The 21,762-nt window shown below is 72.2% G+C and carries 18 protein-coding genes and 1 pseudogene; 16 read left to right on the forward strand and 3 right to left on the reverse strand.

The window, feature by feature from the left end; all coding sequences use genetic code 11:
* Nucleotides 1-56 precede the first annotated feature (56 nt).
* The gene (locus ACZ5DS_RS14475; protein ID WP_468237602.1) at nt 57-2,294 is read left to right on the forward strand and encodes a putative bifunctional diguanylate cyclase/phosphodiesterase; all 2,238 of its coding nucleotides are present in this window, start codon (nt 57-59) and stop codon (nt 2,292-2,294) included.
* A gap of 47 nt (nt 2,295-2,341) precedes the next feature.
* On the opposite strand, the pseudogene ACZ5DS_RS14480 reads toward ACZ5DS_RS14475, so the two are convergent.
* A pseudogene (locus tag ACZ5DS_RS14480) lies at nt 2,342-2,434 on the reverse strand (TetR family transcriptional regulator); the annotation flags it as partial.
* 130 nt (nt 2,435-2,564) lie between these two features.
* On the opposite strand from ACZ5DS_RS14480, the gene ACZ5DS_RS14485 reads away from it, so the two are divergent.
* From ACZ5DS_RS14485 to ACZ5DS_RS14545, 13 genes are all read left to right on the forward strand, one after another.
* Nucleotides 2,565-2,936 carry a DUF4267 domain-containing protein gene (locus ACZ5DS_RS14485; protein ID WP_468237605.1) on the forward strand — a complete coding sequence of 124 codons (372 nt, stop codon included), beginning with the start codon at nt 2,565-2,567 and terminating at the stop codon, nt 2,934-2,936.
* Nucleotides 2,937-2,973: 37 nt separating this feature from the next.
* Nucleotides 2,974-3,468, forward strand: coding sequence for a cupin domain-containing protein (locus tag ACZ5DS_RS14490; protein WP_468237608.1), 495 nt, complete (start codon nt 2,974-2,976; stop codon nt 3,466-3,468).
* Nucleotides 3,469-3,562: 94 nt separating this feature from the next.
* On the forward strand, nt 3,563-3,859 hold the full coding sequence (gene gatC / locus ACZ5DS_RS14495; protein WP_031117542.1) for an Asp-tRNA(Asn)/Glu-tRNA(Gln) amidotransferase subunit GatC: 297 nt from the start codon (nt 3,563-3,565) through the stop codon (nt 3,857-3,859).
* Nucleotides 3,860-3,861: 2 nt separating this feature from the next.
* Entirely contained in the window at nt 3,862-5,355 is a 1,494-nt protein-coding gene (gene gatA / locus ACZ5DS_RS14500) for an Asp-tRNA(Asn)/Glu-tRNA(Gln) amidotransferase subunit GatA (RefSeq protein WP_468237611.1), read from the forward strand.
* Nucleotides 5,352-5,591: a hypothetical protein gene (locus tag ACZ5DS_RS14505; RefSeq protein ID WP_067008367.1), complete on the forward strand. Its 240-nt coding sequence runs from the start codon at nt 5,352-5,354 to the stop codon at nt 5,589-5,591. Before gatA ends, ACZ5DS_RS14505 begins: the two co-directional genes overlap by 4 nt.
* A 16-nt stretch (nt 5,592-5,607) precedes the next feature.
* A complete protein-coding gene (gene gatB / locus ACZ5DS_RS14510) occupies nt 5,608-7,122 on the forward strand; it encodes an Asp-tRNA(Asn)/Glu-tRNA(Gln) amidotransferase subunit GatB (protein WP_468237613.1) in 1,515 nt (504 codons plus the stop codon).
* Between the two features lie 210 nt (nt 7,123-7,332).
* Nucleotides 7,333-7,647, forward strand: a complete 315-nt coding sequence (locus ACZ5DS_RS14515) for a hypothetical protein (RefSeq protein ID WP_468237614.1) — start codon at nt 7,333-7,335, stop codon at nt 7,645-7,647.
* A gap of 204 nt (nt 7,648-7,851) precedes the next feature.
* Entirely contained in the window at nt 7,852-10,080 is a 2,229-nt protein-coding gene (locus tag ACZ5DS_RS14520) for an MMPL family transporter (RefSeq protein ID WP_468237616.1), read from the forward strand.
* Complete coding sequence (locus ACZ5DS_RS14525) at nt 10,058-10,633, forward strand: GNAT family N-acetyltransferase (RefSeq protein WP_468237618.1); 576 nt, start codon at nt 10,058-10,060, stop codon at nt 10,631-10,633. The genes ACZ5DS_RS14520 and ACZ5DS_RS14525 overlap by 23 nt, the downstream gene beginning before the upstream one ends.
* 52 nt (nt 10,634-10,685) lie before the next feature.
* On the forward strand, nt 10,686-11,234 hold the full coding sequence (locus ACZ5DS_RS14530; protein WP_468237621.1) for a hypothetical protein: 549 nt from the start codon (nt 10,686-10,688) through the stop codon (nt 11,232-11,234).
* Nucleotides 11,235-11,430: 196 nt separating this feature from the next.
* Complete coding sequence (locus ACZ5DS_RS14535) at nt 11,431-11,622, forward strand: hypothetical protein (protein WP_468237623.1); 192 nt, start codon at nt 11,431-11,433, stop codon at nt 11,620-11,622.
* A 116-nt stretch (nt 11,623-11,738) separates the two neighbouring features.
* Nucleotides 11,739-14,816, forward strand: coding sequence for a helix-turn-helix transcriptional regulator (locus ACZ5DS_RS14540; RefSeq protein ID WP_468237626.1), 3,078 nt, complete (start codon nt 11,739-11,741; stop codon nt 14,814-14,816).
* Between the two features lie 37 nt (nt 14,817-14,853).
* Nucleotides 14,854-15,051, forward strand: a complete 198-nt coding sequence (locus tag ACZ5DS_RS14545) for a DUF6191 domain-containing protein (RefSeq protein WP_468237628.1) — start codon at nt 14,854-14,856, stop codon at nt 15,049-15,051.
* Between the two features lie 8 nt (nt 15,052-15,059).
* On the opposite strand, the gene ACZ5DS_RS14550 is transcribed toward ACZ5DS_RS14545, so the two are convergent.
* Both ACZ5DS_RS14550 and ACZ5DS_RS14555 read right to left on the reverse strand, forming a co-directional pair.
* Nucleotides 15,060-16,220: a PQQ-dependent sugar dehydrogenase gene (locus tag ACZ5DS_RS14550; protein WP_468237631.1), complete on the reverse strand. Its 1,161-nt coding sequence runs from the start codon at nt 16,218-16,220 to the stop codon at nt 15,060-15,062.
* Nucleotides 16,221-16,289: 69 nt separating this feature from the next.
* Complete coding sequence (locus tag ACZ5DS_RS14555; protein WP_468237633.1) at nt 16,290-17,288, reverse strand: aldo/keto reductase; 999 nt, start codon at nt 17,286-17,288, stop codon at nt 16,290-16,292.
* Between the two features lie 74 nt (nt 17,289-17,362).
* Here ACZ5DS_RS14555 and ACZ5DS_RS14560 point away from each other — a divergent pair, with 74 nt between their 5' ends.
* Both ACZ5DS_RS14560 and ACZ5DS_RS14565 read left to right on the forward strand, forming a co-directional pair.
* Nucleotides 17,363-18,304 (forward strand): 2-hydroxyacid dehydrogenase, encoded by a 942-nt coding sequence (locus ACZ5DS_RS14560; protein ID WP_468237635.1) that lies wholly within the window; start codon nt 17,363-17,365, stop codon nt 18,302-18,304.
* Nucleotides 18,305-18,689: 385 nt separating this feature from the next.
* Nucleotides 18,690-21,707 (forward strand): EAL domain-containing protein, encoded by a 3,018-nt coding sequence (locus tag ACZ5DS_RS14565; protein ID WP_468237638.1) that lies wholly within the window; start codon nt 18,690-18,692, stop codon nt 21,705-21,707.
* Nucleotides 21,708-21,762: the final 55 nt, after the last annotated feature.

Below are 21,762 nucleotides of genomic sequence, written 5' to 3' on the forward strand. Positions count from 1 at the left end.
GTTGTCGGGCATCGGACCGCGTGGCGTGGGCACCGCCGGCTGTGAGAGGGACGGGAATGGAACCGACCGAGAGCGCCGCCCCGGACTCATGGCTGCGCCTGCGCCGCGCGGGCGCGTGGCTGGGGAGCCGGCGGACGGTGCGGGGCGCCGAACACCCCGGCACCCGGGTGCACCCGTCCGGAGGGGGCGCCGCCACCGAGGCCTACACGCCGATACCCCTGGCCATCGAGCCCGCCCCCGGGCTGCCCGGCACGGACTCCGAACGGCACCCGTCCTGGCCCGCGCTGCCCGCCGCCCTCGTCGCCGCCGCCGGATTCGCCCTCGGCGTGGGCTTCTACCGCGCATTCAGCGGCAACCACGCCCTCTTCCCGGGTGGCACGCTCGGCTGGTCGCTGGCCGTGCTGACCGGCATTATCGTCGGCCACCTCGTGATGCTCGGCCGCGCCCGCTGGTCGGGCGGCACCGGCTCCGGCGCGGCCCTCACCCTCGCCGTCCTGCTGCTGTACGGCTGGGTACCCGCCGGGCTGGTCAGCCTCACCGTCGTCGTCCTGGTGGGGATAGCCAGGCGCCACCGCTGGCGGCAGGGCGTGCTGCACGGCGCCGTGGACATCCTCGGGATCAGCACCGGCGCCCTGGTCCTCGGCTCCTTCGGGCGCATACCGACCGTCGAGGCTCCCTGGCAGCCCGACAGCTGGGACATCACCACCGCACCCGAGGTGGTGCTGGTCGCCGCCGCCTACCTCGCGGTCAGCCGCGGCCTGTTGTGGTACCTGCACGCACCGCGCGGCTGCGGACTGCCCACCGTCGCCCGCACCGCCCTGGTCAGACAGGGTCTGGTCGCCGTCGCCCTGCTCGGCATCGCCCCGCTGGTGTGCGTGGTCGCCGACGCCCAGCCGATCCTGCTGCCGCTGTTCGCCATTCCGCTGATCGCCCTCGACTCCACCCTGTGGATGGCCCGGGCCCGCGCCGAGGAGCAGCTGCGCGACCCGCTGACCGGACTGCCCAACCGGCAGTGGCTGCTGGAGCGCATCTGGACCGCCCTCGACGACGCCGAACGCATCGGCGCGCGCGCCGCCCTCATGCTGATCGACCTCGACCGTTTCCGGTCGGTGAACGACACCCTCGGTCATCTCGCCGGCGACCGGCTGCTGCTGCAGATAGCCGACCGGCTCCGGATCGCCCTGCCGCGCGGCGCGGAGGCCGCCCGGCTCGGCGGTGACGAGTTCGCCGTGTTACTCCCCGTCGCCGACTCCACCACGTCGGCCACGCGTGTCGCCCGCGGCCTGGTAGCCGCCCTCAGCTCCCCGCTCGACCTCGACGGGCTCACCCTCGTCCTGGAGGCCAGCGCGGGCGTCGCCGTCTTCCCGGACCACGCGCTGGACGCCGAGGGGCTGCTGCGGCGCGCCGACGTGGCGATGTACCAGGCGAAGCGGGATCGTACGGGCGTCGAGGTCTACGAGTCCAAGCGGGACTCCAACACCCCCGACCGGCTGGGCCTGCTGGGCGATCTGCGCCGGGCGCTGGACGCGCACGAGGTGCAGCTGCACTACCAGCCGAAGGTCCGCTTCGACGGACAGGTCGCCGGGCTCGAGGCGCTGGTGCGCTGGGTGCATCCCGAGCGCGGGAAGGTGCCGCCGGACGAGTTCATAGCGATCGCCGAGTCCTCGGGGCTGATGCCCCATCTCACGGAGTACGTGCTGGAGACCGCGCTCGGGCAGGTCGCCAAGTGGCGGGCCCAGGGGCTGCGGGTGCCGGTGGCCGTGAACGTCTCCCCGCGCGATGTCCACACGCCCGGCTTCGCGGGCTCCGTCGCCGCCCGGCTGGCCCGGCACGGCGTGCCCGCGGGAGCGCTCCAACTGGAGATAACCGAGCACGTGCTGCTGGAGGACCCGCAGCGGGCCGCCGACACCCTCGCCGGGCTCACCGGGCACGGCGTGAAGATGTCCCTGGACGACTTCGGCACCGGGTACTCCTCGCTGGTGCACCTGCGCCGGCTCCCGGTGAGCGAGCTGAAGATCGACCGGTCCTTCGTGGCCCGGCTGGCCGTGGACACCGAGGACGCGGAGATCGTGCGCTGCACGGTCGACCTGGCGCACTCGCTGGGGCTGCTGGTCGTCGCGGAGGGTGTGGAGGACGACGAGACCTGGGAGCGGCTGCGGGACCTCGGCTGTGACGCGGTGCAGGGGTGGCTGGTCGCCGCGGCGATGCCGCCCGAGGAGACGACGGCGTGGCTGCGGGCTCGGGGCTCTCGCGGGTGGCAGCGACCGCGGGCGGCTCTGCCGGCTGCCGAGTAGCTTTTCCCACCCGCCCGCCGTCGGCGGTTGCGGCCGTTCAGCTGCCTTCAGCTGCCCGTGAAGTGGCCGATCAGCAGCGCCAACCGCGTCTCGTGTGCCTCCGCCGGCAGTCGTCCGCTGCGCATCAGCGTCACCAAGCCGCGTCGTAGAGGGCCGGCCGGCGCGCTCCCGGCGCGTCTGGATCGCCATGATTCTAGCATCGCTAGCCTTTCTGTCGATGCCCTGCTAGCTTCGCTCCTGCCCCTAGCGCTGCTAGCAAGGAGAGAAGACATGACCGTCACCGCCTACACCCTGGCCGTCGTGCTCGACCTGTTCTGCGTGTTCCTCGGGTACCGGTTCCTGTTCCAGCCCGCCTCCGCCGCGGCCGGCTACGGCGTCCCCGCCCGGCCGGACGGCGACGCCGGCGCCTACCTCACGGTCAAGGGCCTGAGGGACGGCACCTTCGGTCTGCTGGGCCTGGCGCTGCTGGCCTTCGTCGGGGCGCAGGCCGAGGCCTGGTTCATGGTCTGCGTGGCCCTTGTCCCGCTCGGCGACACGCTGATAGTCCTGCGCAACGGCGGCACGAAGGCCGTCGCCTTCGGGATCCACTTCGCCACCGCGGTCGTTGTACTGATCAGCGCCGCGCTGCTCTTCCTCGTCTGATCACGGCACCACCGTCACGTCACCAGGGGGTTTCGAGATGTCGCTGTTCGTTCCGAAGTTCGACGAGTCCGTGATCGTCCGAGAAGCCGAGGCCGAGGTCGTCGGCCGCGCGCCCACCACCGTGCGCCTGCTGGCCGACAGCAGCCAGACCGGCGGCGCGCTGTCCACCCAGCGCGTCACCCTCACGGCGGGCGCCGACGGCGCCAAGCCGCACTGGCACGACAACTCCGCCGAGATGTTCTTCCTGCTCGACGGCGCCGCAGAGATCCTCTCCGGCGAGGACGTCGTCACCGCAGGCCCCGGTGACCTCGTCATCGTCCCGCCCGGCAGGCCCCACGCCTTCTCCGCCGTACCCGGCGCCGACGCCGACCTGCTCATCGTCCTCACGCCGGGCGTCGAGCGCTTCGAGTACTTCCGCCACCTGCAGCGCATCGCCCTCGGCGAGGCCACCCCGGAGAGCCTCCTGGACGTGCAGGAGCTGTACGACAACCACTTCTTGAGGAGTGAGATCTGGGACGCCCGACACCGCTGACGGCAGGGGCCCCGGCAAACCGTTTCACGGGCACCGGGGCCCGCCCCATAGGATTGGGCCCTAACCACACACACTCACCCCAGAGGATCGCTGCATGCCTGGCATCACGCGCGAGGAGGTCGCCCACCTCGCCCGGCTGGCGCGTCTGGAGCTGAAGCCCGAAGAACTCGACCACTTCGCAGGCCAGCTGGACGACATCATCGGCGCGGTCGCCCGCGTCAGCGAGGTCGCCGACCAAGACGTACCGCCGACCTCGCACCCGCTGCCGCTGACGAACGTCATGCGGCCGGACGAGGTCCGTCCCTCGCTCACCCCCGAGCAGGCGCTCTCCGGCGCCCCGGCCCAGGAGCAGCAGCGTTTCAAGGTGCCGCAGATCCTGGGGGAGGACTGACCATGACGGACATCATCAAGCTCACGGCCGCCGAGACCGCCGAGAAGATCGCCTCCGGCGAGCTGACGGCCGTCGAGGTCACCGAGGCCCACCTCGCCCGGATCGAGGCCGTCGACGAGAAGGTGCACGCCTTCCTGTACGTCGACCGCGAGGGCGCCCTCGCCCAGGCCCGCGCCGTGGACGAGAAGCGGGCCCGCGGCGAGAAGCTCGGCCCGCTGGCCGGCGTCCCGCTCGCGCTCAAGGACATCTTCACCACCGAGGGCGTGCCCACGACCGTCGGCTCGAAGATCCTCGAGGGCTGGATCCCGCCGTACGACGCGACGCTCACCAAGAAGCTCAAGGCCGCCGACGTCGTCATCCTCGGCAAGACCAACATGGACGAGTTCGCCATGGGGTCCTCCACCGAGAACAGTGCCTACGGCCCGACCGGCAACCCCTGGGACCTCACCAAGATCCCCGGCGGCTCCGGCGGCGGTTCCTCCGCCGCGCTGGCCTCCTTCCAGGCGCCCCTCGCCATCGGCACCGACACCGGCGGCTCCATCCGCCAGCCGGCCGCCGTCACCGGCACGGTCGGCGTGAAGCCGACGTACGGCGCGGTCTCCCGCTTCGGCATGGTCGCCTTCTCGTCCTCCCTCGACCAGGGCGGGCCCTGCGCCCGTACGGTCCTGGACGCGGCGCTCCTGCACGAGGTCATCGCGGGCCACGACCCGCTCGACTCCACCTCCATCGACGCCCCGGTCCCGCCGGTGGTCGAGGCCGCGCGCAACGGCAGCGTCGAGGGCATGCGGGTCGGCGTGGTCAAGCAGTTCCGCGGCGAGGGCTACCAGGCCGGCGTCCTGCAGCGCTTCGACGAGTCCGTCGCGCTGCTCAAGGAACTGGGCGCCGAGATCGTCGAGCTGGACTGCCCGTCCTTCGACCTCGCGCTGTCGGCGTACTACCTGATCGCGCCGTCCGAGTGCTCCTCCAACCTCGCCCGCTTCGACGGCCTGCGCTACGGCCTGCGGACCGGCGACGACGGCAGCCACTCGGCCGAGGAGGTCACCTCCCTGACCCGCGAGGCCGGCTTCGGCCCCGAGGTCAAGCGCCGCATCATGCTCGGCACCTACGCCCTGTCGAGCGGCTACTACGACGCCTACTACGGCTCCGCCCAGAAGGTCCGCACGCTCATCACGAGCGACTTCGAGAAGGCCTTCGAGCAGGTCGACGTGATCGTCTCCCCGACGACCCCGACCACCGCCTTCGCGATCGGCGAGCGCGTGGACGACCCGATGGCGATGTACCTGGCCGACCTGTGCACCATCCCGACCAACCTGGCGGGCAACGCGGCCATGTCGCTTCCCTGCGGCCTCGCCCCGGAGGACAACCTCCCGGTCGGTCTGCAGATCATCGCCCCGGCGCTCAAGGACGACCGCCTGTACAAGGTCGGCGCCGCCGTAGAGGCCGCCTTCGTGGAAAAGTGGGGGCACCCGCTGCTCGAGGAGGCTCCGTCGCTGTGAGTGCACTGAACAAGGCCAAGGGCTTCAAGAAGTCGAAGTCCGGCACGTACCTGTCGATGGCCGGGACCGCGTTCGGCGCGATCGGTGTGGCCAAGCAGATCAAGAAGGCGCGCGCCGAGCACGACACGCTGCGGCTGATCGACGCCACCGTGTCCGCCGTCGCGATCGTCACCGGCCTCGCCATCCTCTACCGCGAGCTGAAGCGGCTGGGCGACGACGACGTCCTGCTGGGCTGAGAGGGAAGTTTTCACCGTGACCACCACGACCGACCTGGTGTCGTACGAGGACGCGCTGGCGTCGTACGACCCCGTCATGGGCCTCGAGGTCCATGTCGAACTCGGCACCAAGACCAAGATGTTCTGCGGGTGTTCGACCGAGCTGGGCGCCGAGCCCAACTCGCAGACCTGCCCGACCTGCCTCGGCCTGCCCGGCGCGCTCCCGGTCATGAACAGGACCGGAGTCGAGTCCGCGATCAAGATCGGTCTCGCGCTGAACTGCGAGATCGCCGAGTGGTGCCGCTTCGCCCGGAAGAACTACTTCTATCCGGACATGCCGAAGAACTTCCAGACCTCCCAGTACGACGAGCCGATCGCCTTCAACGGCTACCTCGACGTACAGCTGGAGGACGGCGAGACCTTCCGCGTGGAGATCGAGCGCGCCCACATGGAGGAGGACACCGGCAAGTCGACGCACGTCGGCGGCGCCACCGGCCGCATCCACGGCGCGCAGCACTCGCTGCTCGACTACAACCGCGCCGGCATCCCGCTGATCGAGATCGTCACCAAGCCGATCGTCGGCGCCGGCGAGCGCGCTCCCGAGGTGGCGAAGGCCTACGTCCGTGAGCTGCGCGAGCTCATCAGGGCGCTCGGCGTCTCCGAGGCCCGCATGGAGATGGGCCAGATGCGCTGCGACGTGAACCTGTCGCTGATGCCCAAGGGCAGCGAGAAGTTCGGCACGCGCTCCGAGACGAAGAACGTCAACTCCCTGCGCTCGGTGGAGCGTGCGGTCCGCTTCGAGATCCAGCGGCACGCGGCCGTGCTCGGCGACGGCGGCACGATCGTCCAGGAGACCCGCCACTTCCACGAGGACACCGGGTCCACGACCTCGGGCCGCGTGAAGGAGGAGGCCGAGGACTACCGGTACTTCCCGGAGCCCGACCTCGTCCCGGTGGCGCCCTCGCGCGAGTGGGTCGAGGAGATCCGCGCCGCGCTGCCCGAGATGCCGCTGGCCCGCCGCACCCGCCTGCTCGCGGAGTGGGGCATCTCGGCCACCGACATGCAGGCGATCCTCAACGCCGGTGCGCTGGAGCCGATCGTCGCCACGATCGACGCCGGTGCCGACGCGGCCTCCGCCCGCAAGTGGTGGATGGGCGAACTGGCGCGCAGCGCCAACGAGTCGGCCAAGGCGCTGGACGAGCTGGCGATCACCCCGGCGCAGGTCGCCCGGGTCTCCGAGCTGGTCGCGAAGGGTGACCTGAACGACAAGCTGGCCCGCCAGGTCATCGAGGGCGTTCTCGCGGGCGAGGGCACCCCGGACGAGGTCGTCGAGAAGCGCGGCCTCAAGGTGGTGTCCGACGACTCGGCCCTCGGCACGGCCGTCGACGAGGCCATCGCCGGGAACCCGGGCATCGCCGACAAGATCCGCGGCGGCAAGGTGGCCGCGGCCGGCGCCCTGGTCGGCGCGGTCATGAAGGCGACCCGGGGTCAGGCCGACGCGGCCCGCGTCAAGGAACTGATCCTGGAGAAGCTGGGCGTGAGCGAGGGCTGAGTCCCTGCTCGAGCCGGCATGCGGCCCCGGAGGCCCGTCCCTCCGGGGCCGTACCGCTGCCTGCGGCGCCCCACGACCAGGGTGAACCCCAGCAGGCGCCCCCCGGTCGGCGTTCCCTGGCCAGGAAGACGGGGGCCATGGCGCGCCCGCAGCCGAGGGCACCGCCCCCGCATCGGGTTTCCCCGGCCGGAGGCGCTACGCTCGCCCGCCATGAGTGGACGTACCGATTCCGACACCGAACCCGTCATAACCGAGGCGGAGGACCTGGCGGACCACGTCCCGGAAGCTCGCCGGGCCCGCTGGATCGCGTCCGGCACCGGGGTGTTGCTGTGTCTGGCCGGGCTGGCCGCCGCCCTGCTCCGGCTCACCGGCTCCGCACCGGCGCGCGTGCCTGCCGCCTACGGTCTGGGCGCCGTGGTGTGCGCCGTCGCCGCGTTTCTCGGCGCCCGGGGCCGTACCCGCCGGGCCCTGTGGCTGCTGATCGCCGGCACGATGATCATGGCTCTCGGGGACCAGTTCGACTGAACGACGTGCAGGGGCGACAGAGTTGTCGGATCTGTCCTGTGACGTCTCTCCCACTCCTGCCGAGAAGCCCATGAACACGGCAAACGATCACTTTCACCTGCAAGAGTGTCCAGCACTTGCTCATGCGTTCTTTGCGGGCTGTTCAGCTTTTGGACGATGTTTCCCGGCCAAAGATCCACACATCGTCCCCCCGGGAGCACGTCCGTGGCAGCCCTCGCGCGCTGGTGTGTCCGGCATCGCCTGACAGCCGTCCTGCTGTGGCTCCTCGCCTTCGGTTCATTCACCGCGGCCGCCGCGGTGGCCGGATCGGCCTACTCGAACGACTACGAGGTCCCCGGCACCGAGTCGGGCCGCGCGACCCGGCTGCTCGAGGAGGGCTTCCCCGGCCTCGGCGGCGACAGCGACACCGTCGTCTGGCACACCACCGACGGCACCGTCCGCGCGCACGGCGTGCAGCGCACCATGACCCGCACCCTCGACCGGATCGCCGGCCTGCCGGGAGTGGCCTCGGTCGTCGGCCCGTACGGCCGCCACGGCGCCCACCGGATCAGCGCCGACGGTCATACGGCCTACGCCACCCTCACCTTCGCCCAGCAGGCCGGACACATAGGGAAGTCCGAGGCCGAGGCCGTCGTACGCACCGCCAAGTCCGCCGAACGCGACGGGCTGCGGGTGGAACTGGGCGGCAGCGCCATCGGGCTCACCGAGTCCACGCGCGGGCACATGGCCGAGATGGTCGGCGTGGCCGTCGCCGCCGTCGTGCTGTTCCTCGCCTTCGGCTCGCTCGCCGCCTCGCTGCTGCCGATCGCCACCGCGCTGATCGGCGTGGGCACGGCGTACGCCGGGATCGGGCTGCTCGGACACGCCATGACCGTGGCCGACTTCGCGCCCATGCTCGGCATGCTGATCGGGCTCGGTGTCGGCATCGACTACGCGCTCTTCATCGTGACCCGACACCGGCGCGGGCTGAAACGCGGCCTCAGTGTCGGCGAGGCCGCCGTGAACGCCGTGGCCACCACCGGACGCGCGGTCGTGTTCGCGGGTGCGACCGTGTGCATCGCCCTGCTGGGCATGCTGATCCTGCGTCTGGACTTCCTCAACGGGGTGGCGGTCGCCGCCTCCTTGACGGTCGTCCTCACCGTCGCCGCCTCCGTGACCCTGCTGCCCGCCCTGCTGTCGTACATCGGCCCGTACGCGCTCAGCCGCCGCGAGCGGCGCCGGCTCGCCAGGCGCGGGCCGCGGCCGGAGCTGCCCACCGGTCTCGCCGCCCGCTGGTCCGCGTTCGTGGAGCGCCGGCCGGGGCTGCTCGGCTCCCTCGCCGTCGCCGTCGTCGGCCTGCTCGCGCTGCCCACGCTCTCCCTCCACCTCGGCACCTCCGACCAGGGCAACGACCCCCGCTCGGCCACCACCCGGCAGGCCTACGACCTTCTCGCGCAGGGCTTCGGACCCGGAGTGAACGGCCCGCTGACGCTGGTGACGCGCGTGGACGGCGGCGCCGAGAAGCTCGCCCTGGACAGCCTCGACACCACCCTGCGCGCCACCCGGGGCGTCGCCTCGGTCACCCCGGTGACCTACGACTCCGGCGGCGACCGGGCCTACCTCACGGTCGTTCCCGACTCCGCGCCCCAGTCGCAGCGCACCAGCGACCTGGTCGACCGGCTGCGCACCGAGGTCCTCCCGCGCGCGGAGACAGGCACCTCCCTCGACGTGCAGGTCGGCGGCGTGACGGCGAGCTACGACGACTTCGCGGATGTGATCGTCGGCAAACTGCCGCTGTTCGTCGGCGTGGTCATCGGACTCGGCTGTCTCCTGCTGCTGGTCGCCTTCCGCTCGCTCGGCATACCGCTGAAGGCCGCCGCGATGAACATCGCCGCCGTGGCCGCCGCCTTCGGCATCGTCGTCGCCGTCTTCCAGTGGGGCTGGGGCAGCGAACTGCTCGGGCTGGGCCGGGCGGGCCCCATCGAGCCGTTCCTGCCCGTGATCATGGTCTCGGTCCTCTTCGGCCTCTCCATGGACTACCAGGTGTTCCTGGTCAGCCGGATGTACGAGGAGTGGCTGGAGACCGGCGACAACCGGCGGGCCGTGCGGGTTGGCCTCGCCGAGACCAGCCGGGTGATCAACTCCGCGGCGGTCATCATGATCTCGGTCTTCCTCGCCTTCGTGCTCAGTGGCGACCGTGTGATCGCCATGTTCGGCATCGCGCTCGCCTCCGCCGTCGCCCTCGACGCCTTCGTGCTGCGCACTCTGCTCGTGCCCGCCCTGATGCACCTGCTCGGCGCCGCCAACTGGTGGCTGCCCGCCTGGCTGGAGCGCCGGCTGCCGCGCATCAGCATCGAGCCGCCCGAGTGCCGCGCCGCCCATGAGAGGCTCGGCAGGGTCTCGATGGAGGAACTGCGGGAGGAGCAGCACGATGTACGCGATATCCCTGGGTGACGACGGCGCCGAACTGCGGCCCCTGGAGGTCTGGCACGCGGCGGAGGTGCTCGCCAACATCGACCGGGGACGGGAGTTCATCGGCCGGCACATCGGCCTGCCGGACGTGGTGACCGACCTGGACGGCGCCCGCGACTGGATCCGGTCGTACGCCGACAAGCGCGCCGCCGACGCGGGCAGCCTGCACGGGTTGTGGCTGGACGGGAAACTGGTGGGAGGCCTGCTCTTCCGGGTGTGGGACACCCCGAGCGGGGTGTGCGAGGCCGGCTGCTGGCTGGAACCGGGGGCGGCCGGGCGCGGCCTGGTCACGCGCGGCCTGCGGGTGCTGCTGGACTGGGCGTTCGACGAGCGCGGCATGCACCGGGTGGAGTGGCACGTGTCCTCGGCCAACGAGCCCAGCATCAACGTGGCCCGGCGCCTCGGCATGAGCCGTGAGGGCGTGCTCCGCGAGAACTACCCGCACCGGGGCGTGCGCACGGACACCGAGATCTGGTCGGTGCTGGACCCGGAGTGGCGTGCCGCACGCGCGTGTACCGCGCACGACGATCATTGACGAGCAACGATCATTAAGAGACCTCTCAGACAGCCTCCGTACGGTGCCGGGCATGGCAACGAAGACTGAGGACGTCACCAAGAACGACGACGAGCAGACAGCGGCCGTCGACACCGAAGCAGAGGGTGCGGAAGCGGCCGAGGAGCTGACCGGGGAGCCGGCCGAGGAGAGCGAGGAGCCCGGGGAGGCACCTCAGGAGAAGGTCCCCTCCGGGGTCGGCCAGGGCGCCGGTGCCGTCGTCTCCGCCGCGCTGGGCGTGGTCTCGCTCAGCGGCGGCTGGATCGGCACGGTCGCCGCCGCCCGCGAGACCCTCGTCGGCCAGCTCCGGACCTCGTCCACGGCGAGCGTCGCCAAGCAGGTCAAGGAGGTCTACGGCGACGCCTGGCACACCACCGCCCTGTGGGCCGGCCTGTTCGCGCTGGCCGCGCTGGTCACCGGTGTGGTCGTGCTCGCCCGGCCCGCGTTCGGCACCCCCGGCCGCCCGCAGGCCCCCTGGATCAAGTCGGTCGCCTGGGCGGGCGTCTCGCTGAGCGTCATCGGCCTGCTCCTGGCCGTCCTGAAGTACTCCGACGCGCTGCTCCCCCTGCCCTCGACCGGCTGAAGAACCGCAGGTCCCCAGGGGCCTTAGGGAATCCGTGAGGACCTTACGGATCCCCTGAGGCCCCTTACGCGCATCCACGGCAGGCCACGCGCGCGAAGATGCGGAACTCTCCCGATGTGGCGCACCCCCCTGGGAGACGAAGGTGGAGACATCGCAGAAAGCGATGCACGCAACCACCTCTCCCGAAGGAGACGTCATGTACGAGTTCGAACTCCACCGGATGCGCTCTGCCGAGCTGCGCCAGGAGGCCGCACAGGAGCGCCTCGCCCGCGAGGTCCGCCGCTCCCGCCGCGCCGCCCGCCGCGAGGAGGCCGCGCTGCACAGCACCGCCGGTGCCGAGACCCATACCGACCGCCCCCGCCGGCACCGGCTCCCGCGCGCCGCGTGAGCGCGGGAAGGGCAGAGGGCGGCCGCACGGGGGTCGGCCGCCCTCTGCCCGGTGTTCGTACGACCATCGCACCGGAACTGTGGAAAACCGGTGCCCCGCTGTCCGAGCCCCGTGCGATGCTCGGGCCCGTGGAGACCAGATCTGTCAGTCCCGTGTTCGTCGGCCGCACCGACGAGTTGGGCACCTTGAACGACGCGCTCGCCCGCGCCGCCGCGGGCGAGCCGCAGGCGCTGCTGCTCGGCGGCGAGGCGGGGGTCGGCAAGACCCGCCTCGTCGAGGAGTTCGCCGCGGGCGCCGGCCGTCACGGTGCCGTCGTCGCCGTGGGCGGCTGCGTGGAGATCGGCGCCGACGGACTGCCCTTCGCCCCCTTCTCCACCGCGCTGCGCGCCCTGCGCGACGCCCTGCCCGAGGAGTTCGCCGCCGCCGGCACCGGCCAGGAGGAGGAACTGGCCCGGCTGCTGCCCGAGCTGGGCGAAGCCACCTCCAGCCGCCACGACGAGCAGGGCATGGCCCGCCTGTTCGAACTCACCGCCCGGCTGCTGGAGCGGGTCGCGGCCACGCACCCGGTCGTGCTCGTCCTGGAGGACCTGCACTGGGCCGACGCCTCCACCCGCCACCTCCTCGCCTACCTCTTCCGCACCCTGCGCACCGGCCGCCTCGTGGTCCTGGCCACCTACCGCGCCGACGACATCCACCGCCGCCACCCGCTGCGCCCCCTGCTCGCCGAACTCGACCGGCTGCGCACCGTCCGCCGCCTGGAGCTCGCCCGCTTCACCCGCGAGGAGGTCGCCCGCCAGATCGCCGGCATCCTCGCCACCGAACCCGACCCGGCCCAGGTCGACGAGATCTTCGAACGCTCCGACGGCAACGCCTTCTTCGTCGAGGAACTCGCCGTCGCCGGCTGCGAGGGCTGCTGCACCGGCCTCACCGACTCCCTGCGCGACCTGCTCCTGGTCCGCGTCGAGGCGCTGCCCGAGAGCGCCCAGCGGGTCGCCCGGATCGTCGCCGAGGGCGGCTCCACCGTCGAGTACCGGTTGCTGGCCGCCGTGGCCCAGCTCGCCGAGGACGATCTCATCGAGGCGCTCAGGGCCGCCGTGGGCGCCAACATCCTCACCGCCACGCCCGGCGGCGACGGCTACCGCTTTCGGCACTCCCTGGTCCGCGAGGCCGTCTCCGACGACCTGCTGCCCGGCGAGCGCTCCCGGCTCAACCGGCGGTACGCCGAGGCCCTGGAGACCGACCCGGGGCTGGTCCCGGCCGACGCGCGCGTGACGCGTCTGGCCAGCTACTGGTACCAGGCCCATGACGCCGCCAAGGCCCTGCCCGCCGTCCTCGACGCCTCCGTCGTGGCCCGCCGCCGGCACGCCTACAGCGAGCAACTGCGGCTCCTGGAGCGGGCGATGGAGCTGTGGGACACCGCCCCCGAGGAGGTCCGCGCCGCCCTGCGCCCGGTCGACTACACCGACGTCTTCCCTCCGTGCGGCTGCGATCCGGCCACCACCCCGCTGCGCTACCTCGACCTGATGGCGGAGGCGGCGGTCGCAGGCCGCTTCTGCGGGGAGCGCGAACGCGCCCTGAAGATCACCAAGAGGGCCTTGCGGATCCTCCAGGACGACGACGATCCGCTGCGCGCCGCCTGGTTCTGGGTGCAGCGTTCCCGGCTGGTCCAGGCGCTGGCCCGCGGCGACGGCAGGCAGGAACTCGCCACCGCCCAGGAGCTCGTAAGCGGCCTGCCGCCCTCGGAGGTGCACGCCGACGTGCTGGCCAACGTCGCCAGCTGGTCCATGCTGCACGAACCCGGGCCCGAGGCCTTCGCGGCCGCCGAACGGGCCGTGGAGTACGCGCGGATGGTGGACGCCTGCGAGATCGAGCTCAACGCGCGGCTGACCCTCGGCGTCCTCATGGTCGACGCGGGTGACGTCGAGACCGGGCTGGCGGAGATGGCCCGGGTCAAGCAGGCTGCGCTCCAGGAGGGTGTGGCTCATGTCGGGGGCCGGGCGTATGTGAACCTGCCCTCCGAGCTGGACGCGGTCGGCCGCTCCCGGGAAGCCGTGCCGATCCTGCGCGAGGGTCTCGCCTTCGCCCGCAGATTCGGCCTGCTGGACGCCGAGGCGTGGATCTGGGGCAACCTCTCCGACTCGCTGTACGCGCTGGGCCAGTGGGACGAGGCCGCCGAAGCCGCCGCGGGCGCCCTCGGGTCCGCAGCGAGCGCCAAGCCCCGGGGCGCCGGCGCCCTGCGCCTCGCCCACATCGCCCTCGCCCGGGGCGATGCCGCCGAGGCCGCCCGCCAACTGTCCATCGCGCGCGTCCACTACGGTTCCCACGATCCGATGCCCCAGGTGCTGCTGCCCGTAGGCCGTATCACCATCGGCGTCGCCGCCGCGGAGGGCCGTCTCCTCGACGCCCGCGCCGAGCTGGACCGCGCCCTGGAGGCGGGCTTCCCGCCCGGCACCCAGCGCTACGGCTGGCCCCTGCTGCTGGCCGCCGCCACCACCGAGGCCGACGCCCGCGCCCTGCCCGCGGCGGCCGACGGCCGCGCCGACGTCCTCGACCGGCTCGCCGAAGCCGCGCGGAAGCTCACCACCGGTGCGCCCATCTGGGACGCCTACGACCGCTGGACCCGCGCCGAACTGCACCGCGCCCACGGCACCGACACCGCCGCGATCTGGTCGGACGTGGTCACCGACTTCGAGCGCCTGGACCGCCCCTACGACCTCGCCCGGGTCCGCCACCGTCTCGCCCAGGCCCTGCTCGAAGAGGCCGCCGCCGGCGACGACGAACGGGACCGCGCCACCGAACTGCTCCGCCTGGCCGGTGCGGTCGCCGACCACCTCGGCGCCCGCCCGCTCGCCGACGCCGTCGCCCGCCTCGCCCAGCGCGCCCGCCTCACCCTCGCCCTCCCCCACGCTCGGCTTCGCTCGCGCGGGGGGACCTCCACCCCCCGGCAGGCCCTCGACCCCGCCGAGAGCCTCGGTCTCACCAGCCGGGAGCGGGACGTCCTCCGCCTGGTCGCGGCCGGCCGCACCAACCGCCAGATAGCCGAGGAACTCTTCATCTCACCGAAGACCGCGAGCGTCCACGTCTCCAACATCCTGTCCAAACTCGGCGTCGCGGGCCGGGGCGAGGCGGCGGCCGTGGCGCACCGGCTGGAGTTGTTCCCGGCCGAACCGCTCGCCGCCCCTACGGCGGGCTGAGCCGTACGCTGGAGGAAACCGGCAGGGGGGAGAAGCCGTGTTCAACGCCTTCGAGGAACTGTTCGCGCCCAGCCGCAAACACACCCATGACGAAGAGAAGCGCCTCGAGCTGACCCGGGAGGACGTCGGGGACAACGACCCGAGCCGGGGACCCATAGACCTCGCCTCGGGCAAGGTCGTCGTACGCCGGCCCGAGCCGCCGTCCACCGAAGCGGAGCCCGCGCACGACGAGTGAGCCGGGAGCTACTTCACCTCCGCCTCCAGCACCCGGTCATCGCCCTTCTTCGGCCTCCCGCGCCCATCCGTGTCGCTCGTGACCAGCCACACCTTGTCGCCGCCCGCCGCGACCACCGTGCGCAGGCGGCCGTACTCACCCTCGAGGAACGCCTGGGGGGCCGCCGAGGCCTCGGTGCCCCGAAGGGGGATGCGCCACAGCCGCTCGCCCTTGAGGCCGGCCATCCAGATGACGCCGTCGACATAGGCGATGCCGCTGGGGGAGGCGTCGTCGGTGTGCCACTCGGCGATCGGGTTGTGATAGCGGGCTTCGGAGGACCTGCCCTCGGCGTCCGGCCACCCGTAGTTGTCGCCCGGCTTGATCGCGTTCAGCTCGTCCCAGGTGTCCTGGCCGAACTCCGAGGCGAACAGGCGCTGTTTGGAGTCCCAGGCCAGGCCCTGGACGTTCCGGTGGCCGTACGAGTACACGGGGGAGTCGGGGAACGGGTCGCCCGGGGCCGGCTCGCCCTCCGGGGTCAGCCGGAGGATCTTGCCGCCCAGCGACTTCCTGTCCTGGGCCAGGCCGCGGTTGCCGCTCTCGCCGGTGCCCGCGTAGAGCATCCCGTCGGGGCCGAAAGCGATCCGGCCGCCGTTGTGGATGATTCCCTTGGGGATGCCCTTGAAGACCGTGTCGGGGGCGCTCAGTTGCTCACCGGCCGGCTTCTGCTCGTCGTACAGCATCCGGACGATGCGGTTGTCCGAGGCCGAGGTGAAGTAGGCGTAGATCATGTGGTCCGAGGCGTAGTCGGGCGACAGGGCGATGCCGAGCAGGCCGCCCTCGCCGGCCGCGGAGACACCGGAGACCGTGCCCAGCTCCGTCTTGCTGCCCGTCTGCTCGTCGATCCGGGTGATCGTGCCGTCGTCACGGGAGGAGACCAGCAGGCCGCCGCCGGGGAGCGGAGCCAGGCCCCACGGTGTCTTCAGACCCTCGGCCACCGTGCGCAGCACCTTCACGGAGCCCTTGGCCGCAGGGGTGGATTCGGTGGCCCGGCCCGAGGAGGCGGCGGCGCCCGGTGAGGTCGTACTCCCGCGGCCGGCCGACGGGCCTGAGCCGTCGGAGGAGCAGCCCGCGGTCAGCAGGAGCGTGGTCGCGGCCAACACGGCCGTCACAGCTCGACGTTGCACGATCATGGTCCCTTCGAGGCGGCACCTCAGTCCCAGGATCCTTTCAGCCTCAGGATCCTTCGGCCCCAGGATCCTTCAGTCCCAGGATCCCTGTGCCGCCGGCAGCCCGGCCACCTCCGCCAGGTCCTGCGCGGTCAGCCGCAGCGCGGTCGCCGCCGCGTTCTCCTCCGCCCAGCGCTCCTGCTTGGTGCCGGGCAGCGCGATCACCTGCCGGCCCTGGGCGAGCACCCAGGCCAGCGCCACCTGGGCCGCGGTGACGTCCTCGCCGTGCCGGCGGGCGATCCGGCGGAGCCCCGCGACGATCGGCTGGTTGGCCGCCATCATCTCGGCCGTGAAGCGGGGGTGGCGGGCGCGCAGGTCGTCCGGTTCGAAGCCCTCGCCGGGGGTGAGCGTGCCGGTCAGGAAGCCGTTGCCCAGGGGCATCGCCGCCAGGAAGCCCACGCCCCGCGCCGCGCACCACGGCAGCAGCGCGTCCAGCGCCTCCGGCGACCACAACGACAGCTCCGCCTGCACCGCGCTCACCGGGAAGACCTGCTGGATCCGCTGGAGCTGGCGCAGGGTCGCGTCGTGCAGCCGGGACCCGGAGCGGCGGCCGCCGCGCGCACCCACCGCGCACACGCCGAGCGCCCGTACCTTCCCGGCCTGCACCAGCTCGGCCATCGCGCCCCACGTCTCCTCGACGGGGACCTCGGGGTCGGCGCGGTGCAGCTGGTAGAGGTCGATCACGTCCGTCTGCAGGCGCCGCAGCGAGGCGTCGCAGGCCCGTTTCACATACCCCGGGCGGCCGTTGGCCACGATGTGCTGCTCGCCCACGAGCAGCCCCACCTTCGTCGACACGAAGGCCTCCTGGCGGCGCTCCTTCAACACCCGCCCGAGCAGCAGCTCGTTGGTGAACGGGCCGTACATGTCCGCCGTGTCCAGGAGGGTCGAGCCCAGGTCCAGTGCCCGGTGCACCGCCCGGAGCGAGGCGTCGCCCCGCTGCCGCGAGGCGCTGTACGCCCAGCTCATCGGCATGCACCCGAGTCCGACGGCCCCCACCGCGAGCGCCCCCGCGCCGATCGTCCTGCGCTCCACCTGCCCGTGACCCTCCCTCTCCGAGCCCCCAACCTAACCTCCGCACACCTGTACGGCTGACATAGCCTCCTGCCATGACTGCAGACGTGTGGCTTCCCATCCCGCCGGAGGAGATCGAGGGGCTTCCCGAGGGACCCCGGTACCTGTTCTGGGACGGAGGCGAGGAGTTCCCCGGCGACCCGGATGAGTGCGCCTTCTACGTCGTGCCGTACATGAAGCCGGCCGAGGTGGGCGTGCGCCCGCTGCCCGGCATGGGCGCGGTCCGGGTCGTACAGACGCTGTCGGCCGGCATCGACCATGTGCAGCCGGGACTGAAGTACCTGCGTCCGGGTGTCCGGTTGTGCAACGCGCGCGGGGTCCACGAAGCGAGTACCGCCGAGCTGACGCTGACGCTGGTCCTCGCCTCCCTGCGCGGCATCCCCGACTTCGTACGGGCCCAGGACCGGGGCGAGTGGCTCGGCGGGTTCCGTCCGGCGCTCGCCGACAAGAGCGTCCTCATCGTCGGATACGGCTCCATCGGAGCCGCCATCGAGGACCGGCTCACGCCCTTTGAAGTGGCGCGGGTGGCGCGCGTCGCGCGCTCCCGGCGCACCACGGCGCGCGGTCTGGTGCACCCGCTCACCGAATTGCCTTCTCTGCTTCCGGAAGCCGATGTCGTGATCCTCTCCACGCCCTTGACGGAGGACACCCGGGGCCTGGTGGACGCGGGCTTCCTGGGCCTGATGAGGGACGGAGCGCTGCTGGTCAACGTCGCCCGCGGGCCCGTCGTGGACACCGAGGCGCTGCTCGTGGAGCTGGACAAGGGGCGCATCACCGCGGCCCTGGACGTCACGGATCCCGAGCCGCTGCCGGCGGGACATCCCTTGTGGCAGGCGCCCGGCGTGCTCATCAGCCCGCACATGGGCGGGCCCACCTCGGCCTTCCTGCCGCGCGCAAAGCGGCTGCTGGCGGACCAGTTGAACCGCTTCGTGAACCGCGAGCCCCTGCGGAACGTGATCCTCACAACGGGGGCGTGACCGGGGGCGCAATCCGTTTTCTGCACCCTCCGCAATCTTCCGAATGCGGGTCGTGTCCGTATTGACGTGTGCCGTCACGGAGCGTAGAGAAGCTATGTCCCTGAGTGACGATACTGGTGTATCGTCCCGACAGGGGTTGCGCCGCGGACATTTCGGCGCCGGGGACGGACATTTCAGATTTGTGAGGGGGGCGACGGGCGATGCACGGCCTATGGACGAACGATCCGACGCGGCGGAGCCGCCGACGGCGACCCTGGCGCACGGCGGCGCGCAGACACGGCCACCACACGAGCCATCACAGCCACCACCGCAGGCAGGGCGGCCGCCGGAGGAATGCGCACCGGGACCCACGGGACCCGGGAGCGGCGCGGGCCTGGAGGCCTCGGTGAACGCGCCGCCCTCCGTGACCACCACGCTCGACGCGGCGCTGCGCGCACCGCATCCGCAAGGGGCCCCGCCGCCCCGCGTGCCGGCCGCCGACGACAGCGCCCGCCTGGTCCGGCAACTCGTGCTCGCCCTGGTCTGCGCGGCCTACGCCGTCGGTGCCACGCTCGACTGGGGTACCCACGAGGTCGCCGACGTGATGGGTGACTTCGGACTGAGCGCCGCGGCGGGCACCGCCGCGGTCTCCTGCTTCCTCTACGCCCGCAACCCGCGGGTCCGCTTCCGGTCGGCCTGGCTGCTGTTCGCCCTCTCCCAGCTGATGGCAGCCCTCGGCAACGCGGTCTGGGGGTGGTACGAGGTCGTGCTCGACGTGGATGTGCCCCAGATCAGCTGGGCGAACCTGTTCTTCCTGTGCTTCGCGCCGCCCGCCATCGTGGGCCTGCTGGTCTTCGCCAAACGGCCGGTGACGAAGGCCGGCTGGATCTGCCTGGGGCTGGACGCCTGGCTGATCGGCGGCTCGCTGCTCACCCTGTCCTGGAGCCTCGCGCTCGCCCAGGCGGCCCGGTCCGACGGCCCGAGCGTGGCGCACACCGCGCTGACGCTGGCGTACCCGCTGCTCGACATCGCGCTCGTCAGCATGGTGCTCGCGCTGCACTTCCGCCGCGCCCCGGGCAACCGTACGGCGGTGAACACCGTGATCGGCGCGCTCGCGCTGACCGTGATGTGCGACGCGCTGTTCACCTCGCCGCTGCTGCACCGCAGTTACCACTCCGGACAGCTGCTGGACGCGGGCTGGTTCGCCGGTTCGCTGCTGCTCGCCTACGCCCCCTGGGCCGCCCCCCGGTGCCCCGGAGGGCAGGACGGCGAACGGCACGTACCGGACGGGCACACGCGCGTGATCCACGAGCACGTGCCCGGACAGCGCAGCACGGGCCATCCGTACGTGCCCGCGCCCGCTCCCGGAGGCGATCACGTCCGGTACCCGGCCGGACGGCCGCTCACCGGTTCCCTCGCCGCGCTCACCCCGTACCTCGCCGCAGCCGTGTGCACCCTGGGCATCCTGTACAACGTCCTCAACGGCCGCAGGCCCGACCATGTCGTGCTGATCACCGCGGGCGCCGTCGTGCTGGCGCTCGTCATCCGCCAGGGCATCATGCTGCTGGACAACATCACCCTCACCCAGGAGCTGGCGCAGAAGGAGAACCACTTCCGCTCCCTGGTGCAGGGCTCCAGCGACGTCATCATGATCGCCGCGCCCAACGGCATCCTCCGGTACGTCTCCCCGGCCGCCGCCGGGGTCTACGGACGGTCCGCCGAGGATCTGGTGGGCACCGAGCTGGCCGGTCTCATCCACCCGGAGGACCTGGGCTGTGTGGTGCACGAGGTGCGCCGCTTCCTCGCCGCCAGCCCGCTCGAGGAACCCACCACGCGCATCGAGTGCCGCTTCCGGTCCGGCGGGGGCGGCTGGCTCAACGTCGAGTCGACCGTCAACCGGCATCACGGCGGCCTGATCTTCAACAGCCGGGACGTGACCGAACGCGTACGGCTGCAGGCCCAGTTGCAGCACAACGCCGAGCACGACCCGCTCACCGACCTGCCCAACCGCGCGCTGTTCACCCAGCGCGTCCAGCAGGCCCTGTCCGGCCGCCGCGCCACCGACCGGGGCGCCGCCCTGCGCGGCACGGCCGTGCTCTTCATCGACCTGGACGGCTTCAAGGCCGTCAACGACACGATCGGGCACCAGGCGGGGGACGAGCTGCTCGTCCAGGCCGCCCGCAGACTCCAGGACGCGGTCCGGCACGGGGACACCGCCTCCCGGCTGGGCGGCGACGAGTTCGCGGCCCTGATCGTCGGGGACGGCACCCGTGACCGTGCCGCCCGGGAGCGGAACATCCTGGAGCTCGCCGACCGCCTCAGGATGACCCTCTCCCAGCCCTACGCCATCGACGGCAACGATGTCCGGGTCAACGCCTCCATCGGTGTCGCCTTCGCCGAGCAGGGCCTCGGCGCGGGCGAGCTGCTGCGCAACGCCGACCTCGCGATGTACCGCGCGAAGTCGGCCGGGAAGGGCCGCGTCGAGCTGTACAAGCCGCAGATGCAGCAGGACGTCGTCCGCAAGGCGGAGCTGGCCACCCGGCTGCGTGCCGCGCTGCACGACGGCGAGTTCGCCCTGCTGCACCAGCCGGTGGTCTGCCTGGAGAACGGCCGGATCACATCGGTCTCGGCGCAGGCGCGCTGGCGCTCCTCCCAGGGGGTGCTGTTCACCCCGGCCGAGTTCCTGCGGGTGACCGAGGACGGCGACAAGACCGCGGAGCTGGACCGCTGGATCCTCCAGGAGGCCGTGGAACAGGCCGCCGAGCGGGCCGCCACCGGGGCCGTGGTGCCGGTGGCCGTCCGGATGAGCGCCCGGCGGCTGCTGGACCGCTCGATGCCGCTGGGCTCCGTGGAGGCGCTGCTGACCCGGCACGGACTGCCGCCCGGTGCGCTGGTCGTCGAGCTGTGCGAGACCGACCCCAGGGTCTCGCTGGACGAGCTGGAGCGGCGCCTGACCGCGCTCAGCCGGCTCGGGGTGCGGATCGCCCTCGACGGCTTCGGCAGCGGCTACGCGGCGATCACGGCCCTGCGGCGGTTGCCCGTGGACGTCCTCCGGCTCGACCGCAGTCTGGTCGAGGGCGTCGTGGAGTCCGCGCGGCTGCACAAGATCACCAGTGGGCTGCTCCGCATCGCCGGCGATCTGGGGCTCCAGTCCGTCGCCGAGGGCGTGGACCTGCCGGAGCAGGTGGTCGCACTGCGCGCGATGGGCTGCACCCACGGGCAGGGCATGGCGTTCGCAGGGGCGCTGGACGAGTACCGGCTGCGCCGAGCGCTCGGATCCGGCCACTTTCCGGTCCCGCACGCCCCGGCCGAGCCGGCGTTCGCGGGCGGCGCCGCGGGGGTGTACACCAGAGGTGTGCCCGCCGTCTTCGGAGGTGGCAGTGCCCTTCGTTCACATAATGAGACTCCCGTCCCACCCACTTGACACGTGGTGCGTGCCGGGGGGAGGGTCAGTGCCATGCGCACCCGAATTCTCGTAC

The organism is Streptomyces sp. NPDC031100 (genome assembly GCF_055570785.1).

What these genes read in the sequence shown, in the direction of transcription:
- ACZ5DS_RS14475 (WP_468237602.1), top strand. Translation starts at nt 57, where the DNA reads ATGGAACCGACCGAGAGCGCCGCCCCGGACTCATGGCTGCGCCTGCGC.
- ACZ5DS_RS14485 (WP_468237605.1), top strand. Translation starts at nt 2,565, where the DNA reads ATGACCGTCACCGCCTACACCCTGGCCGTCGTGCTCGACCTGTTCTGC.
- ACZ5DS_RS14490 (WP_468237608.1), top strand. Translation starts at nt 2,974, where the DNA reads ATGTCGCTGTTCGTTCCGAAGTTCGACGAGTCCGTGATCGTCCGAGAA.
- gatC (WP_031117542.1), top strand. Translation starts at nt 3,563, where the DNA reads ATGCCTGGCATCACGCGCGAGGAGGTCGCCCACCTCGCCCGGCTGGCG.
- gatA (WP_468237611.1), top strand. Translation starts at nt 3,862, where the DNA reads ATGACGGACATCATCAAGCTCACGGCCGCCGAGACCGCCGAGAAGATC.
- ACZ5DS_RS14515 (WP_468237614.1), top strand. Translation starts at nt 7,333, where the DNA reads ATGAGTGGACGTACCGATTCCGACACCGAACCCGTCATAACCGAGGCG.
- ACZ5DS_RS14525 (WP_468237618.1), top strand. Translation starts at nt 10,058, where the DNA reads ATGTACGCGATATCCCTGGGTGACGACGGCGCCGAACTGCGGCCCCTG.
- ACZ5DS_RS14530 (WP_468237621.1), top strand. Translation starts at nt 10,686, where the DNA reads ATGGCAACGAAGACTGAGGACGTCACCAAGAACGACGACGAGCAGACA.
- ACZ5DS_RS14535 (WP_468237623.1), top strand. Translation starts at nt 11,431, where the DNA reads ATGTACGAGTTCGAACTCCACCGGATGCGCTCTGCCGAGCTGCGCCAG.
- ACZ5DS_RS14540 (WP_468237626.1), top strand. Translation starts at nt 11,739, where the DNA reads ATGCTCGGGCCCGTGGAGACCAGATCTGTCAGTCCCGTGTTCGTCGGC.
- ACZ5DS_RS14550 (WP_468237631.1), bottom strand. Translation starts at nt 16,220, where the DNA reads ATGATCGTGCAACGTCGAGCTGTGACGGCCGTGTTGGCCGCGACCACG.
- ACZ5DS_RS14560 (WP_468237635.1), top strand. Translation starts at nt 17,363, where the DNA reads ATGACTGCAGACGTGTGGCTTCCCATCCCGCCGGAGGAGATCGAGGGG.